Raw genomic sequence first — 16,581 nt, 5'->3', positions numbered from 1 at the left:
GATGTGGCAAAAGTTCCCACCATTAGTTCCCAATTAAGAGATGTGATTGATCGCGTTACAGAACCATTGCCACGCGATCGCTATCAAACTGCAAAGGAATTAGCTGCGGCCTTAGCTGGTTGCCAAGTTTAGAGAGTGGGGATTAGCTAGTTAGGAGTTAGGAGTTAGGAATTAGGAGTTAGAAATTAGAATTCTTGTCCTGCTTCCTCATCCTCCTCATCTCCCTCATTCCCCCTATTCCCTATTCCTCATCCCAAGTCTCTACAGCTAGCAATTCACTAACCGGATCTTGCATACTAAAGCCAAAGTCAAGCAGTTCCTGTTTCCAGTGCTGCCATTCATTACCGTAGAGCAAAGCGATTTTCCAGATGCTATCGCTTGGCTTGATAATGTTCGATTCTATGAGTGATTGCACATTGCGCTGCAATTTCACCATTGGGTGAATCACTTGCTGAGTCATAACCTCGATTGAATTCAGATTTTGTTGGTAAATACTTAATTAAAACTGCTTTCCATTCTGCAATTGTTGCCGGATCGTAGAGTGGTGTAATTTTGGTAAAGCTAGTCTTAACTTTTTAACTATACCATAACAAACTCTACTAAATTACTGGTAAATTCGTTTTTGTACGGTAATTACCACCACAAAACTCTAAATTCACCAAGCAGTCCTTAAACTTTTTGCGGAATCTGGGCAGAGGTTTAGGAGATAAGGATAAGGATACTTTTGTTTCCCCTTGTCCCTTTGGTCGTCTTCTTTTTCCTTGTAACCTTTTACCACTAGAGTACAACAGTACCTTTTGTAAGATATCTATTGTGGACGCCGAGCAAAATAATTAGTCGCCTGGGAAGTTGCACTATGTAGTGTGACTGAGGACAACTGGAAAATTTTATTTTGTTGAATCACGAAAAATATGTGTGCTTGTTGAAGAACTATAGGACACGGGCTAGTTTGAAAGTTTTTGACTGACAGGTAAATTTGCAATTGAGTAGAAATATCTACCGTTTATGTTTATTTAAACGTTATTTACGATATCGCAAACATCTAACTTTAGGCTGAATAATCGCAAATCTTTATATAATCTTAATTTTCCGCCCAGTGAATAAGACTTGGAGAGCGATCGCATGGCAAAATTGCCGGTACAGCATAAGCTCACCATAAAGTTCCCTTGTCTTCAGAGTCAGCATTTGAATTTTATGTAAAAAATTTCTAGGGAAGATGTTAGTTTCCTTGGGGAGATGGGTAACCTCATAACGGGAGGCTTGCTAATACCTAAGTATTTACCGCAGCAAGTGTGTGAAGCATGACTGATTCGGGGGATGAATACTTAATTTCCCGCAAAAAGCAGATTGAGCGGCGACAAAAAATCGTCACTATAGTGTCATTAGTGTCGTTTCTTGGTTCCACGGTGTTTGCAGTAATTCCGGCAATACAACAGGCTAGTCAACCTAAGCCAGTAACTGCGTCTCCTTCTGTTGAGTCAGAATTACAGCAACAGGCACGGGGCTACGAGATGATTTTACAACGGGAACCAGAAAACCAACTTGCTTTAGAGAAACTGTCTATAGTGCGGTTGCACTTGAAGGATGGTAAGGGTGCGATGACACTTTTGGAGAAACTGGTGAAGTTGCACCCCGATCGGCAAGATTACAAAGTTGTATTAGAGCAGATTAAGAAGCAAGAGGGCAGGGGCGATCACTAAACAAATAACCCAAAAAAACTTACTTGGTATGTTGAATTAGACGAACTAGCCCAAATTATCCTCACTAGATTAAATTGTTAACACTCATAGGAGCGAAGTTAGTAAAAATGACATTTATTTCATACGCCCAGAATTTTGAAGATGTTTTACTAAATCGAGTATTTAAAGATAAAATAAAGGGGTTTTATATTGATATAGGAGCCTTACATCCAACTGTTGATTCAGTAACCAAAGCTTTTTATGATATTGGATGGTCAGGAATAAATATAGAACCTATCAAAGAATGTTATAAATTATTCGAGCAAGAGCGTCCAAGAGATATTAATCTGAATATTGCTATAAATAATTCAGAAGGTGAGCTAGAGTTTTTTCAAGTAGTAGGACAACCCGGAAACTCTACTTTAAATAAAGAAATAGCTGAGAGAATTGCCCAAGAGAAAGGTTTAGAGCTTTCTCGATATACTGTTTATGTTAATACTTTAGCGGAAATCTGCAAAAAATATGTCGATCAGAAAATTGATTTTATTAAAATTGATGTTGAAGGAGTAGAAGAGGAAGTTCTTTTAGGTGGTAATTGGGAGAAATTTAGACCAACAATATTAGTAATAGAAACTACTTTACCAGGTACGAACGTTCGCTGTGAAAATAATATTCCTGTTTTTTTAATCAAAAAAGGTTATCAACAAGTTTTCTTTGATGGAATTAATGATTATTATATATCTGAAGAGTCAGTCGGTTTAGCCAAATTTTTCTCTTTTCCTATTAATGTTTTAGATAATTATATAAATTACAGGTTGCTCGAAAAACAAAGAGCAGAGAAAATAATACAAGTAAATAGTCAAGATAAGATAAATACACAATTTGGAAGAGCAATTACGCCTCATACTGAAACAATATATGAATCTTTAAATAAACAAGATTATTTGTCAGCTTTAAATAATATAGGGCAAATAGAACTAGCCTTAGACATTGCTGTATTAGGTTTAGGAAGTATATTTGAAACTGCTAAAACAGGAGTTTATAGAGTAACAGAGTATCTTTTAAAAGGACTAATAATATCTCCTAACTGTCATGTTTATTTATGTACAAGTATTCCTGATTTATTTGATGCTTGTCAAATTTATATAAATCAAAACTTTGAATACGAAAATCTTACTTTATTTCATTCGTCAGAACTAAAATATCAAAATATAGATATTTATCACTCTACTTATTATCCTTTGCCAAATAATATTTACTTTGCTACAAGGGTTATCACAGCTTATGATTTAATTCCTATTCTTTTTCCAGAATATTTTAATCATAATTCAGAGCATATGGTTAAAAATAGTATAGATCAAATAGATAAGAATGATTTTGTGTGCTGTATTTCCGAATCAACAAAACGAGATATTTGTAAATATCAACAAAATCTTAATGAAAAGCAAGTATTTGTTACACAGTTAGCTGCTGATAAAGAAAAATTTTATCCTTGCGATAATCAAGAATTAATTATCAAAACGAAACAAAAATATAAAATACCAGAGCAACCTTATATCTTAACTCTATCAACCCTAGAGCCAAGAAAAAATATAGCTCATGTTATCCGTTCTTTTTTGACATTAATTAAAAACCAACAGATTGATGATCTTAATCTGGTATTGATAGGTACAAAAGGATGGCAGTATGAAGAAATTTTTGCAGAAATAGATAAAGTTAAAGAATTAGAAAACAGAATTATTATTACTGGTTATCTTCCCGATAATGATTTAGCTCCTTTGTATTCAGGGGCATTAGCTTTTATTTATGTATCTTTATATGAAGGTTTTGGCTTACCACCATTAGAAGCCATGCAATGTGGAACTCCAGTCATAACGTCTAATACTTCTTCCTTACCTGAAGTTGTTGGAGATGCCGGAATTATGCTTGATCCTAATGATGCAATAGGGCTTTGTAATGCCATATTTAAGCTATATTGTGAACCCGAATATCGAGAAATTTTAGCTAACAAATCTGTTCAACAGGCTCAAAAATTTAGTTGGGATAAATATATTGAAGAAACTATCAAAATTTACGAGTTAGCTAAAGAAAAAGCAAAAACTTTACCTCGTCGTAACATTTTAATTGATGGTGTCTTTTTCCAACTCTATAAAACAGGAATTGCTAGAGTTTGGCGAAGTCTGTTAGAACAATGGTCAAACAGTGATTTTGCTAATCATATCCTAGTCTTAGATAGAGCCAATACTGCACCTAAAGTTAATGGGATTCGTTATCGCACAATTCCCGCCTATGACTATAACAATACCGAAGCTGATAAACAGATGCTTCAAGAAATTTGTGATGAGGAAGAAGCGGAATTATTTATATCTTCTTACTACACTACCCCCATTAATACCCTTTCTGTATTTATGGCTTATGACATGATTCCTGAAGTATTAGGAGGAAACTTAAATGAACCTATGTGGCAAGAAAAACACAACGGCATTAAACACGCCTCTGCTTTTATTACAATTTCTGAAAATACAGCTAAAGACTTAAATAATTGTTTCCCTGAGATACCCTTAGAATCAATTACGGTGGCTCATTGTGGAGTAGATTCTCTATTCTCTTCAGCTTCTGTAGATGAAATTAAAGATTTTAAATATAAATATGGTATTGATAAATCATACTTTTTGTTAGTTGGTAGTGGAACTGGTTACAAAAATGGTATTTTGTTCTTCCAAGCCTTTTCAAAACTAGCTAGTAGCTCTGGGTTTGATATTATTTGTACAGGTATTGGCGGAGTGTTAGCAACAGAATTAAGAGCATATACATTAGGTAGCACTATACATCTTATCCAACTAAGTGATGAAGAATTAGCCTTAGCTTATTCTGGTGCTGTGGCGTTAGTTTATCCTTCTAAATATGAAGGTTTTGGAATGCCTATATTAGAAGCTATGGCTTGTGGCTGTCCTGTTATTACTTGCCCTAATTCTTCAATCCCCGAAGTAGCAGGAGATGCAGCAATATATGTCAATGATAATGATGTGGATGATCTGGCAAATGCGCTTTGTGAGGTGCAAAAGCCTGGTATCCGTCAATCTTTAATTACTGCGGGTTTGGCACAAGCGAAAAAGTTCTCATGGACAAAAATGGCGCAAACCGTAAGTTCTGCATTGATTGATGCTACTCTCTTATCTTTAAAGCTTAAGGAAGTCAATTTCATTATTTTCCCAGATTGGTCGCAACCAGAAGAGCTAATTGGTTTAGAATTACAAGCAGTAATAAAGGCGGTAGCAACTCATATTGATAGTAAAAAAACTACCCTACTTATTAATACCGCTAATATTGCTGTTGAGGATGCTGAACTGTTTTTATCTAGTGTGGTTATGAATCTTTTGGTGGAAGAAGATTTAGATATTACTGAAGGCTTAGAAATTTCTCTAGTCGCAAACTTGGCTGATATTCAATGGGAAGCTTTACTATCTCGTATCCAGGCAAGAATTATTTTGGAATATGAAGATACAAACGCGGTGATTCAAGTAAAAGCAGAAACTATCACATCTTACGATATAGAATTTTTTAGCGAAGCACAAGCTGAAAAGTTTTTTTTTCCTTGAGTAATAAATTATTCTGTGAGGGTAGATGGACAGAAGCGATCGCTCAATATCAAAAACTTTTAGAAATTCAATTGGGTGATGCAGATATTTATTATAATTTAAGTTATTGCTATAGACAGTTAAACCTTCTAGATGAATATTTTCAGGCTCTCCAGCAAGCAATTAAACTTTACCCTCAAGAAGGAAAGTTACATTTTTCATTAATCATCGACTTGCGGCGTAATGGACGTATTCAAGAAGCAATATTAAATGCAGAGAATGCGGCTAAATGCTTACCGAATGATTACACTTTTAAAATTCTCAAATATTTAACAGTTCCATCAATATACGAAAATCAAGAGGAAATTAACTTCTATCGCCAGCGCTTTATTCAAGGACTGCAAAATTTAATTCAGCAAACATATCTGAAAACTAAAGAAGAGCAACAAAGTGCTTTAGCAGGTATAGGTCGCCTCACAAATTTTTACTTATCATATCAGGCACAAAATGATATAGATTTGCAACGCCAGTATGCAAAATTAGTACATGAAATTATGGCAGCTAACTATCCACAATGGGTAGTTTCTTTATCTATGCCTAAGCTTCAGCCTAATCAAAAAATTCGTATTGGTTACGCTTCACATTACCTGCATTCTTATAGTGGCACACTGTGGTTAACTGGCTGGTTACGTTACTGCGATCGCCAAAACTTTGAAATTTACTGTTACTACACAGGAAATGAGCCAGATCCCGTTACCCAACAGTTCCAAAATTACAGCGATATTTTTCATCATATTCCTTATAACTTATCAGCAGTTTGTGAACAGATAATTGCTGATAAATTGCATATTTTAGTCTTTCCTGAAATAGGTATGGACGCGCAAACCATGCAAATGGCCGGTCTGCGGCTTGCACCTTTGCAATGTGTGGCTTGGGGACATCCAGTAACAACTGGCTTACCCACAATTGATTACTTTTTATCTAGCGAGTTAATGGAAGCCGAAAATGCCCAAGAACATTACTCAGAAAAATTAATTCGCTTACCCAACATTGGGGTTTCTTACCCGAAGCCATATATTCCTCCAGTTGTCAAAACCCGTTCAGATTTTGGATTAGAAGATGATGCAGTCATCTACTTATGCTGTCAAGCTCCTTCTAAATACCTACCGCAATATGATTTTATTTTTGCGGAAATTGCTTGTCGCCTTCCTGAAGCTAAATTTGTGTTTTTGCGTGGTACTTTACTTGAGCCACGTTTAAAGCGTGCTTTTGCTGCTGTTGGACTTAACAGTGAGGATTATTGTGTATTGCTCAATATTCCAGAGCGGCTAGACTATCTAATGATTAACTTACTTTCAGACGTTTATTTAGATACATTTACTTGGTCTGGTGGTAATACTACTCTAGAAGCGATCGCTTGTAATCTCCCCATTGTCACCTGTCCAGGGGAATTTATGCGTGGTCGTCACTCAGACAGCTTTTTAAAAATGCTAGGGGTGACAGATACTATTGCTGAAAACGAAACTGAATATATTGAAATTGCTGTCAAATTAGGACTAGATTTGGCTTGGCGACGCACTATTGCAGAAAGAATGAGCCAAAATCACGATCGTCTTTTTGATGATAAAGCTTGTGTCGAAGGTTTAGAAAGCTTCTATAAAGAAGTTTGTAGTAAGCACTTCAGTGCTTAAATTCGTAATTACAGAATAAGAGAGGACTAAAGTCTTCTCTACGAGACGCTACGCGAACACTACGAACTTTTGAATCGTTTGTAGTAAGCACTTTAGCGCAACCTCTAAACCTTTGAGGGCTTTATTAATAGCGATGGCGTAACCGCCCGCCGGAGGCGATCGCAATCTGAAAACAGTCTGACAGTTTATACTAAATACTGGCGCAAACAACCGGTTGGGATACACAATAGCAAGGTTCATATAGAACTTACGCACAATAGATCCGCTATAGGTAGTAAACTTAATAACACTAGCGGATTTTCAATATGCGAGTTCAAATAACTGTAATTGCGATCGCAGTAATGTTAGTGGGTGGGAAAAATCCAGAGGCTCTTGCAGACTCGCAATCTTCTACTCAGGAAGAATCTAGTGGTATTGTGACGCCGGAAGCTACGATCTATATAAGAGAGTATGCCAAATATGGTAATTATATAGGAGCAACTTCAGGAGATAACCAAACCCTTGAATTTTCCCAAAAAGTTGTCAAAAACATCCAAATTCGTTTTGTTAATGGTAAAGGCGAGTTGCTTGATGATAAAGGTCAGCCAATCAAAGGGCGAACTCAAACAGATTTTATCATTGGTTTGCTGAGACTCAAACCTGGTCAGGTATTCCGTGAAGATTTACTTCAAGCAGACTTGCAACGATTGAGGAGATTAGAGTCATTTAATCAAGTAAATGTTGAGCGAGAAGAAGATGCTTCTAGCGTTAATATCATCTATAAAATCAAAGAGCGTGACTTCCCTTCTCTAATCTTAGGAGGCGGAAGTAACGATGATGTTGGCCTATACGGACGGGTGGGTTACAAAGATGCAAATATTAGCGGTCTTAACGATAAATTAGATACAACTGTGCAGTTCAGCAGTAAAGATGTCCAGTTTAATAGTCAATTCACTAATCCTTATCGTCCTGGAGAACCAAACCGCTTAGGCTATAGCATTAGAGGTTTTCGTAGTCGAAATATATCGGGAACCTTCAACGAAGATATCAGATTGTCCAACGGCAACAAAGTGCGAGAGGGAAGATTTGGCGGTTCTGTGGCACTTTTACGAGCTTTTGATGAATGGGATACATCAGTCGCTCTCAACTATACCAGGATTAGCCTACGCGATCAAGAATATAACGTTGTACAAGTCGATAGATTAGGAAGTCCCCTATCTGTGAGCGGTACTGGCATTGATGATCTATTTACAGTATCATTTGCTGTATCCAGAGATCAACGCGATCGCCGAGACAATCCGACTCAAGGATCAATCCTCACCCTCAGCACAGAACAAGCGATTCCCATTGGATTAGGCAATATTTCCAGCAACCGCCTACAGGGTAACTATATTCAGTATTTACCAGTCAGTTGGATAGGGAATGGTAAACTAACCGACAATCCAGAAATGTTGGCGATTAATTTACAAATTGGTACGACTATTGGAGACTTTCCACCAGCTGATGCCTTTAATATTGGTGGGCTAAATTCTGTCAGAGGTTACGGTTATGGTAAAGTTGCCAGTGGTCGCAGTTATGGTTTAGCTTCGGTTGAATATCGTTTTCCAATTTTACATTCAATCGGAGGAGTTCTCTTTACTGATCTCGCCTCAGATTTCGGGTCTAGCGAAACCGTATTAGGAGAACCAGGAGTGCTGCGAAACAAACCTGGAAGTGGCTTTGGTTACGGCTTAGGATTGCGATTCAAGTCATCCTTTGGGCTGATTCGAGGCGACTTAGGAATTAGCGACCAAGGAGAAGTTAGATTTGAAGTTACTACAGGGCAGAAATTTTAACTCTAGGCAAAATCTATGCAGTATTGCATCCGGTGTTGTTATTCTCAATCTAAACAATGCGCGGAAGGGTAGGTGTACAAATTCCTCAGCTCCCAAAAAGTGCTTCTATCCCTACTCCAGTAAGGCTTTCAAACCATTAGTTGCCTAATCCTCATCCGCGCAACCTCTGAAATGCTTATCAATACACAATTTCAGCCTTTAAACTTTCCTAATACTCTTTCCAAAGGAATTCTCTAATGCTATGATCGTTTTTAAATCGCGCAACCGCACCTTGAAAACTAAATATAGCTTGGGTTTCCGGCTCCCGCTATTGCAATTTATTAAAATCCCTATTAGGGATTGAAACAAGGACACACCATTTTAGAACCCGGAACAGAACCGCCAGAATTGCAATTTATTAAAATCCCTATTAGGGATTGAAACCTACTTCTGTTGAATATCCTAATGTTGATATTTCATTTCCCGTATTGCAATTTATTAAAATCCCTATTAGGGATTGAAACTGAGCAGTTTTCAATCTCAGGCATTGGCACAAATTATTGCAATTTATTAAAATCCCTATTAGGGATTGAAACTGACTAAATAGCTTGAAACTTTTAACTACCAAAGATTGCAATTTATTAAAATCCCTATTAGGGATTGAAACAAGAAGCATCTAAAAGCTTCCAGGGGTGATAAACCATTGCAATTTATTAAAATCCCTATTAGGGATTGAAACTCACAGATACTTTATGGAGCAAGTAGATGCTTACGAAATTGCAATTTATTAAAATCCCTATTAGGGATTGAAACAACTCAAACCAAGTAAGCGCCCAACTAATTCAAAAATTGCAATTTATTAAAATCCCTATTAGGGATTGAAACTGAACGGATAGAGAAGCTATAGTTTTACCAACACATTGCAATTTATTAAAATCCCTATTAGGGATTGAAACTTCACGGCTCATTTCTATTGTTGACATTGATCCATTGCAATTTATTAAAATCCCTATTAGGGATTGAAACTTTATCAACTCTATCAGATAACTTAAACCCTCAATTGCAATTTATTAAAATCCCTATTAGGGATTGAAACAAACCCCCACTAGGAGCCGACTCACGCAAATGCATTGCAATTTATTAAAATCCCTATTAGGGATTGAAACTTATCGTAAGGAAGAACACCAGGCTATATTACTGAATTGCAATTTATTAAAATCCCTATTAGGGATTGAAACAGGGCTTGCTGCTATTGTGCCGATGGTGCAGCTTCATTTACCGCATTGCAATTTATTAAAATCCCTATTAGGGATTGAAACTTCAACAGTTTAACGAATGCCGTAGCGACGATCCAATTGCAATTTATTAAAATCCCTATTAGGGATTGAAACCCTTACTTTTACGGCACGGACACTCCCAGTGGTGCAGATTGCAATTTATTAAAATCCCTATTAGGGATTGAAACATGCTCACAAAATAGCTAGAAGGGAATCAGGACTAAGATTGCAATTTATTAAAATCCTTATTAGGAATTGAAACAAATAGGTTCATGAAGACTGTTTTACTCCTGCCTCCTTCCTATCTCTCAGCAGATAGCTTGCTTGTTAAGCTTATCCGTGGTTTGATTTAAATACGGTATTTGTATCGATTTATCGTATCTTGTTGGCAGATCAATTACCTGAATTAACTTGTCAGCCACAAAGTAAATATAAAACTTTCCATGCCTATCCAAACTATTGGTATTTTAAGTCCAGGTGATATGGGACAAGCGATCGCAGCTGTTCTCAATCAAAATGGATTGAAAACTATTGCTGCTCTAGACAATCGCAGTGAACGAACTCGGCAATTAGCAGCCGTAGCCAATATTCAAGATGTGGGTTCCCTCACGCAACTAGTAATTGAATCTGATGTAGTCTTGTCAGTTCTAGTCCCCGAAGCAGCGAATCTTGTAGCTGAGGTGATTAGCAATATTAGTAAACCCATTCTCTATGTTGACTGTAATGCGATCGCACCCCAAAAAGTCATCAGTATCAGCCAACTTATTGAATCAGTTGGGGGAACATTTGTAGATGCATCAATTATTGGCCCACCACCACGAGTTCCTAATCGCACCCGCATTTATGCTTCGGGAAAACAGGCCAGTCAACTCCTACAACTGCGGGATCATGGCTTGGATGTGCGGGTGATTGGTGATGAAATTGGTCAGGCTTCCGGTTTGAAAATGACCTATGCAGCCCTGACAAAAGGACTTACAGCAATCGGCACAGAATTACTAATAGCAGCCCATCGTTTAGGCTTGGATAAGCAACTATGGGATGAAGTGTCTAGTAGCCAACAGGAACTTGCTAGCATATTAACCCGTTCAATTCCATCGATGACACCGAAAGCACATCGTTGGATAGGAGAAATGGAAGAGATTGCAGAAACTTTTAAAGAGTTAGGTCTGACTGAGAGCATTTTTTACGGCGCAGCCGACGTTTACCGCTTGGTAAAAGAAACCTCCTTGGGTAAAGAAACACCAGAAGAATGCGATCGCGCTCGTCCATTGGATGAAATCATTACAATCCTCTCCAATGAAGCAATATCTGACACCTAATCTTGAGTAATTATTTTATAGATAGAGTAAAAAGCGAGAATCTATGTCTCAAGAGCAATGGACTGCGGTCGATCATTACTTTACCGATTTGCTTGTGCCGCCCGACCCCGCGCTGGATGCGGCGCTCCAGACCAGCGCGGCAGCCGGACTGCCACCACACAACGTTTCGCCAAACCAGGGCAAGCTGCTGCTGCTGTTGGCACAAATTCAAGGGGCGCGAACCATTCTGGAGATTGGCACGCTGGGCGGCTACAGTACTATTTGGCTGGCGCGGGCGTTACCCAGCAACGGCCGTTTGATTACGCTGGAGGCTGACCCAAAGCACGCAAAAGTCGCCCACACAAACATCGCCCACGCGGGTCTGTCCGATATCGTTGACCTACGCCTCGGACAGGCACTCTCTACACTGCCACAGATTGCCGGCGAGGGTCATACATTTGACCTAATCTTCATTGACGCCGACAAGCCAAACAATCCAGATTACTTCACATGGGCGCTTAAGCTTTCCCGTAGCGGTAGCCTAATCATTGCCGATAATGTTGTGCGTAACGGAGCGGTGATTGATGCTACCAGCAGCGATCCTAGCGTCCAAGGGGTGCGTCGCTTCAACGAACTACTCGCCTCTGAGCCACGCGTCAGAGCTACGGCAATCCAGACCGTGGGCAGCAAAGGATACGATGGCTTTGCGATCGCGATCGTCACTGCTGACCAATAAGACATTAAACCAAAAACCGTGAATTTATTGCTAAATTTTGGCAATCGCTCTTTAAGCTTGAATAGCAAGAGATTGTTATTTGGTCAGTCTTGGGAACGATTTTGAGGGAACAAGTAGGCGATCGCAGCGTAACCCGAAGCACTGAGTAAACTAATCAAAAAAGCAGCCAAAATAAAAGTAGACATAATACTATACTCTATGCACTTCCAAAATCTTGGCATTTATCAAAAGACAAAGACTTTGAATACTTTAAAATTAGCAATTGCGTATGACACAGCCGTGACTACCTTATGTCAATCTCTTGTATCTCCTGCCCCCTTAACTTAAGCCAAAGGTAGAAAAAACCGAAACGTACTGCCAACTCCCAACTCGCTTTTTACCTGAATCTGACCGCCTTGTAGTTCAAGCAAGCGACGGGAAATAGTTAAACCAATACCAGTACCTCCCGAATGGCGATCGCGCGATTGGTCAGCTCGCCAAAAGCGCTCAAACACATGGAGCAAATTTTCTGGAGCGATACCAATACCTGTATCTGTAACCGCAACCCAGAGTTGAGATCCTTCAGTCCCAACCCGAATGGTAATTGAACCTTCATTTGTGTAACGCACTGCATTACCTAGCAAATTAACCAACACCTGTTCTGTGCGGTCAATATCTGCCAATACAGGAGGCAGCACAGATGGACATTGCAATACCAGAACTGGCCCATCCTCCAACAGCTGGTCAGTAAATTTATCCACTAATGACTCTAACAACGGACGCAGATTTACCCGTTGGATATTAATTGGCAAATAACCCGCTTCTGCCTTAGATAGTTCTTGTAAATCGTTCACCAACCGCTCTAAGCGCCTAGTTTCTTTAGCTAAACGCCGATAAATTTCAGGAGACGCTTCAATTTCCCCATCAGCCAGTTCTTCCAAGTAACCGCGTACCACTGTTAACGGAGTCCGTAGTTCATGGGTCATGTCTCCAATCACTTCTCGCCGCCGCGCTTCTACCCCTTCTAAACTGGCTGCCATCCGGTTAAAACTAGCACCCAATCCATTAAGTTCTGGAATGTCAGACATCGGTAGTCGTGCATCCATCTGACCAGCAGCAAATTTTTGGGTGATTTGTTCCATCTCGGTCAACCTCTGCATAATCCGTCTGGATACCCAGTAACTTAATCCTCCGGCGGCGGTGGTGCCGACTAAGACTGACCAAATAGTACTTCGCTGCCAAGCAAGTTCAAATCCTGTAACCAATTCAGTCCGAACATCGATTAAGTCAAACCCCTGATTTTCTAATCGTTCCAAATGTAGTACAAACAAGCGGGGGGAAGAGATTTTGCTGATGCTCACTAGACTAGCTACCCCCACAAGCATTACTACTAAGTGGGAGAGAAATAGGCGCGTTCTCAGCCCTATTTTCATAAGATTTACCCTACCAGAGGATCTTCAAATTTATAGCCCACCCCAACAACAGTTTTAATAAAAGTAGGATTTGCCGAATCAGGCTCAATCTTTTTTCGCAACCGAGCTACATGAGTATCCACAACTCGTTCATCGCCAAAAAAGTTATCTCCCCAAAGTTTATCAATTAGTTGAGTGCGATTCCAAACTCGACCAGGATTGCTGACAAAGGTAGTTAGCAAGTTAAATTCTAGGGTAGTTAAGTCTAAAACTTCAACTTCCTGAGAATCCATCTGACGACTAGCAGTGCGCTGGTCTACATCGACAATAAAGTGTTGGGTACGATTGACTTGATGCTGTCCCCCTTGGCGGAGGCTACGCCGCAGTAGTGCCCGCACCCTAGCTACTAACTCTCTGGGGCTAAAGGGTTTGACCATGTAATCGTCAGCACCAGTAGATAGACCAATGACGCGATCGATTTCCTCACCCTTAGCCGTGAGCATTAAAATGTAAGGATCTTTTGCACCTGGTTTTTGGCGAATTCTAGCACAAATTTCCAACCCATCTAAACCAGGAATCATTAAATCTAGAATGATTAAATCAGGTGGTTGCTCCTGAAACATCCGCAAAGCATTCATGCCATCGCGGCTAGTGCGACAAAAAAATCCTTCTTTTTCTAAAGAGAGTTCGATTAAATGAGCAATTTCTGGTTCATCTTCAACTATTAAAATATCCATTTCAATTAGGGCCAAGCAAAATACGTAAATAGAACTGGAAACTAGTGGTTTATCGCATTAGTTATGAGATATGAAACAGTTCGTAGTAAGGACTTTAGTCTTAGATTTTGAAGCACTGAAGTGCTTACTACGAACCCATCAAAATTAATCGGACAGAACACTAGTAATCTGTCAAGCTTAATTGATGTTTAAGTAAGTTCGTAGTACTTTAGTCCTTCCTTATCCTCTAAGCAAGCTTTGTGCTTACTACAAGCCAGCAAAATTAGCTTAAACATTGTACTAGTATACTGTGGCAGAAGTTTACCTACCTTTAAAACTTCTACAGACTTCTAATAACTCAGTATAAATTTCGATAGATTTGCAATACAGTTTTAAATGTTTGAATTTGACGGCGTGCGATAACTATAGCCAACATTAGAATCTTTTTGAATGTATGCCTTAATACTATCAAGGTCAATGAAGCAATCAGCAACATCAATCAAGCTTTCACTAGTGGTATTTTGTAGACTCACCACTTCTACCCGAACCCCCATTCTGCTGACGGCGTTCACAGCATAGGCTAGATCCCCATCGCCACTAACTAAAACCGCAGTATCATAATAAGGAGCTAAAGTTATCATGTCTACAGCAATTTCTACGTTCAGATTTGATTTTTTGAAATTTTCGGCTGGTTGCGCGATATCTTTAGCTACTACACGATAACCATTACGACGCATCCACAATAAAAAGCCCTGTTGCTTTTCATTAGTGATATCAACCCCAGTATAAAAGAACGCACGTAATAGTCTTGAACCGTTAGTTAAATGACAAAGCAATTTAACGTAGTCAATTTCTATACCGAGTTGTAAAGCTGTATGAAATAGGCTTAAGCCATCAATAAAAATAGCAACTCGACCACGATTCAAGTTATTTAAAATCGAACTATCAGGTGCTGTATCTTCCGTCTTGGTATCTTTACTTTTAACAGGAGTATCGCTCAAATTTTGCCCTTGCCAATGTGGTTTAGCTTTGAGTACTTTAGGTTCCTTAAATTCATTTCTTTGTTTGCTAAAATTAGTTATAATCATTGATACCTCTGATTTTAAAGTTGGAAAGAGTTTTGGGTAAATTGTCTATACTATATATAGTCTAGTCTGTGCTGATTTATAACCTTAGCAGGTAATGATCTTAAGTCACTACATCTAGATAAACTTAACTGGTGTCTGCTGCACAAGCAAGAGAGAGCGTCTAGCACAAAGGTTGCGATCTGCCCTAGAATCGGCGAGCATCATTTATCTATATTTTATTTTACAGCTAGGAAGTTGAAATTTACCGCAGGCTAAGGATAGTCAAATACTGCCAGAGTTAGAATAACTAATAATGTAATATGCGATGCCTGCGGCGGGCTACGCCAACGCCCCTCAAAAGGTAAGTTTTAGTAAAGTATTTAAGTAATCTTTAATACTTTACTAAAAATTTATTCAAATCAGGCAGTGCTAAATGCTCAATGGTCAGAAAGCATTGACGAAAATACAATATTCCCGACTTCTTTAAAGAAGCCGGGAGTCTGAATCTTAATCTTTAGCTAACTTATTGTTGGATGTGTAGTAAACCTTACTACCAGTATCAGGGACAAAATGGCAGTTGATACATGAATTCCATACTGACTTCCAAATTGGTTCTTCCGATTTGTGGAAATATTCACCCATCACTGGTTTTATTGCCTCAGTTGCCCTCAGCAAATTGTAATGAGGGATGTTAAGGAATATATGGTGAGCAACATGAGTACCGATATCGTGATGGATATGATTAACCAAACCATAATCACGGTCAATACTAGAAATTGCGCCTTTGAGGAAAGTCCAATCTTCTCCACGATACCAGGGAAGCTCTGCCTCAGTGTGGTGCAAGAATGTTACCAAATCTAGCCAAACTATGAACACAAGGTAAGGCACTGCATAATATTTCAGCAACCACATCCAACCCCATTGGTAGGTGAGGAAACCTAGCAAACCTACCATACCAATCAAAAGTACAGTACTAGTGATGACATCCCATTTTTCCGATGGTTTGAAAAGCGAACTGCTGGGTAAAAAGTGGGAGCCTTCTTTATTAGGAGAACGCTTAAACAAATACACAGGATAAGCCAAGAGAAAAACATAATATCTGCCTATCTTTTGGGCTAAAGGCATCTCCTTATATTGTGATTCGCTTACAGGATACCAGCTTTCATCATTATCAATATTGCCAGTATTTTTGTGATGAGTTCTGTGACTAATCCGCCAACCATGATAAGGAACAAGTATTGGTGTGTGAGAAAGATGTCCAATCAAATCATTGAGCCATTTATGCTTAGAAAAAGATTGGTGTCCGCAGTCATGTCCGACTACAAACAAAGCCCAAAACATCGTTCCTTGCATTA

Annotated in this window: 13 protein-coding genes, 1 pseudogene and 1 CRISPR repeat array; of the genes and pseudogenes, 8 read left to right on the top strand and 6 right to left on the bottom strand. The window is 38.9% G+C overall.

Going from position 1 to position 16,581, the window contains the following annotated elements; translation table 11 throughout:
* A pseudogene (locus V7K25_RS16530) lies at positions 1 to 132 on the top strand (serine/threonine protein kinase); the annotation flags it as partial.
* 109 nt (positions 133 to 241) lie between these two features.
* Here the strand turns inward: V7K25_RS16530 and V7K25_RS16525 are convergent.
* Entirely contained in the window at positions 242 to 460 is a 219-nt protein-coding gene (locus tag V7K25_RS16525; protein ID WP_012407469.1) for a DUF4327 family protein, read from the bottom strand.
* A gap of 841 nt (positions 461 to 1,301) precedes the next feature.
* Here V7K25_RS16525 and V7K25_RS16520 point away from each other — a divergent pair.
* The 3 genes from V7K25_RS16520 (at position 1,302) to V7K25_RS16510 (ending at position 6,948) form a co-directional block, all read left to right on the top strand.
* Entirely contained in the window at positions 1,302 to 1,700 is a 399-nt protein-coding gene (locus V7K25_RS16520; protein ID WP_335159632.1) for a tetratricopeptide repeat protein, read from the top strand.
* 107 nt (positions 1,701 to 1,807) lie between these two features.
* Positions 1,808 to 5,278 carry an FkbM family methyltransferase gene (locus tag V7K25_RS16515; RefSeq protein ID WP_335159631.1) on the top strand — a complete coding sequence of 1,157 codons (3,471 nt, stop codon included), beginning with the start codon at positions 1,808 to 1,810 and terminating at the stop codon, positions 5,276 to 5,278.
* Positions 5,275 to 6,948, top strand: a complete 1,674-nt coding sequence (locus V7K25_RS16510) for an O-linked N-acetylglucosamine transferase, SPINDLY family protein (protein ID WP_335159630.1) — start codon at positions 5,275 to 5,277, stop codon at positions 6,946 to 6,948. The genes V7K25_RS16515 and V7K25_RS16510 overlap by 4 nt, the downstream gene beginning before the upstream one ends.
* Before the next feature lie 48 nt (positions 6,949 to 6,996).
* On the opposite strand, the gene V7K25_RS16505 is transcribed toward V7K25_RS16510, so the two are convergent.
* Complete coding sequence (locus V7K25_RS16505) at positions 6,997 to 7,188, bottom strand: hypothetical protein (RefSeq protein WP_335159629.1); 192 nt, start codon at positions 7,186 to 7,188, stop codon at positions 6,997 to 6,999.
* 65 nt (positions 7,189 to 7,253) lie between these two features.
* On the opposite strand from V7K25_RS16505, the gene V7K25_RS16500 reads away from it, so the two are divergent.
* From V7K25_RS16500 to V7K25_RS16485, 4 genes are all read left to right on the top strand, one after another.
* The gene (locus V7K25_RS16500; RefSeq protein ID WP_335159628.1) at positions 7,254 to 8,762 is read left to right on the top strand and encodes a BamA/TamA family outer membrane protein; all 1,509 of its coding nucleotides are present in this window, start codon (positions 7,254 to 7,256) and stop codon (positions 8,760 to 8,762) included.
* Between the two features lie 309 nt (positions 8,763 to 9,071).
* Positions 9,072 to 10,280: a CRISPR direct-repeat array (repeat unit 37 nt; unit sequence ATTGCAATTTATTAAAATCCCTATTAGGGATTGAAAC).
* A gap of 181 nt (positions 10,281 to 10,461) precedes the next feature.
* Entirely contained in the window at positions 10,462 to 11,337 is an 876-nt protein-coding gene (locus V7K25_RS16495; protein ID WP_335159627.1) for an NAD(P)-dependent oxidoreductase, read from the top strand.
* A gap of 57 nt (positions 11,338 to 11,394) precedes the next feature.
* Positions 11,395 to 11,652 (top strand): hypothetical protein, encoded by a 258-nt coding sequence (locus V7K25_RS16490; protein ID WP_335159634.1) that lies wholly within the window; start codon positions 11,395 to 11,397, stop codon positions 11,650 to 11,652.
* Positions 11,534 to 12,052 carry an O-methyltransferase gene (locus V7K25_RS16485; protein WP_335159633.1) on the top strand — a complete coding sequence of 173 codons (519 nt, stop codon included), beginning with the start codon at positions 11,534 to 11,536 and terminating at the stop codon, positions 12,050 to 12,052. Before V7K25_RS16490 ends, V7K25_RS16485 begins: the two co-directional genes overlap by 119 nt.
* 323 nt (positions 12,053 to 12,375) lie before the next feature.
* Here V7K25_RS16485 and V7K25_RS16480 read toward each other — a convergent pair whose 3' ends face one another.
* The 4 genes from V7K25_RS16480 to V7K25_RS16465 form a co-directional block, all read right to left on the bottom strand.
* Positions 12,376 to 13,464 carry a sensor histidine kinase gene (locus tag V7K25_RS16480; RefSeq protein ID WP_335159626.1) on the bottom strand — a complete coding sequence of 363 codons (1,089 nt, stop codon included), beginning with the start codon at positions 13,462 to 13,464 and terminating at the stop codon, positions 12,376 to 12,378.
* 5 nt (positions 13,465 to 13,469) lie between these two features.
* A complete protein-coding gene (locus tag V7K25_RS16475; RefSeq protein WP_335159625.1) occupies positions 13,470 to 14,180 on the bottom strand; it encodes a response regulator transcription factor in 711 nt (236 codons plus the stop codon).
* Between the two features lie 371 nt (positions 14,181 to 14,551).
* Entirely contained in the window at positions 14,552 to 15,247 is a 696-nt protein-coding gene (locus V7K25_RS16470; RefSeq protein WP_335159624.1) for a LabA-like NYN domain-containing protein, read from the bottom strand.
* A 486-nt stretch (positions 15,248 to 15,733) separates the two neighbouring features.
* On the bottom strand, positions 15,734 to 16,581 hold an 848-nt coding region (locus V7K25_RS16465), incomplete at its 5' end, for a fatty acid desaturase (RefSeq protein WP_335159623.1).

Source organism: Nostoc sp. (assembly GCF_036919495.1).
Taxonomy (GTDB): domain Bacteria; phylum Cyanobacteriota; class Cyanobacteriia; order Cyanobacteriales; family Nostocaceae; genus Nostoc.
This window is presented reverse-complemented; position numbering and strand designations above follow the sequence as displayed.

Coding starts and splice junctions, on each gene's coding strand:
- V7K25_RS16495 (WP_335159627.1), top strand. CDS start 10,462: ATGCCTATCCAAACTATTGGTATTTTAAGTCCAGGTGATATGGGACAA.
- V7K25_RS16480 (WP_335159626.1), bottom strand. CDS start 13,464: ATGAAAATAGGGCTGAGAACGCGCCTATTTCTCTCCCACTTAGTAGTA.
- V7K25_RS16505 (WP_335159629.1), bottom strand. CDS start 7,188: ATGAACCTTGCTATTGTGTATCCCAACCGGTTGTTTGCGCCAGTATTT.
- V7K25_RS16500 (WP_335159628.1), top strand. CDS start 7,254: ATGCGAGTTCAAATAACTGTAATTGCGATCGCAGTAATGTTAGTGGGT.
- V7K25_RS16525 (WP_012407469.1), bottom strand. CDS start 460: ATGACTCAGCAAGTGATTCACCCAATGGTGAAATTGCAGCGCAATGTG.
- V7K25_RS16490 (WP_335159634.1), top strand. CDS start 11,395: ATGGACTGCGGTCGATCATTACTTTACCGATTTGCTTGTGCCGCCCGA.
- V7K25_RS16520 (WP_335159632.1), top strand. CDS start 1,302: ATGACTGATTCGGGGGATGAATACTTAATTTCCCGCAAAAAGCAGATT.
- V7K25_RS16470 (WP_335159624.1), bottom strand. CDS start 15,247: ATGATTATAACTAATTTTAGCAAACAAAGAAATGAATTTAAGGAACCT.
- V7K25_RS16475 (WP_335159625.1), bottom strand. CDS start 14,180: ATGGATATTTTAATAGTTGAAGATGAACCAGAAATTGCTCATTTAATC.
- V7K25_RS16515 (WP_335159631.1), top strand. CDS start 1,808: ATGACATTTATTTCATACGCCCAGAATTTTGAAGATGTTTTACTAAAT.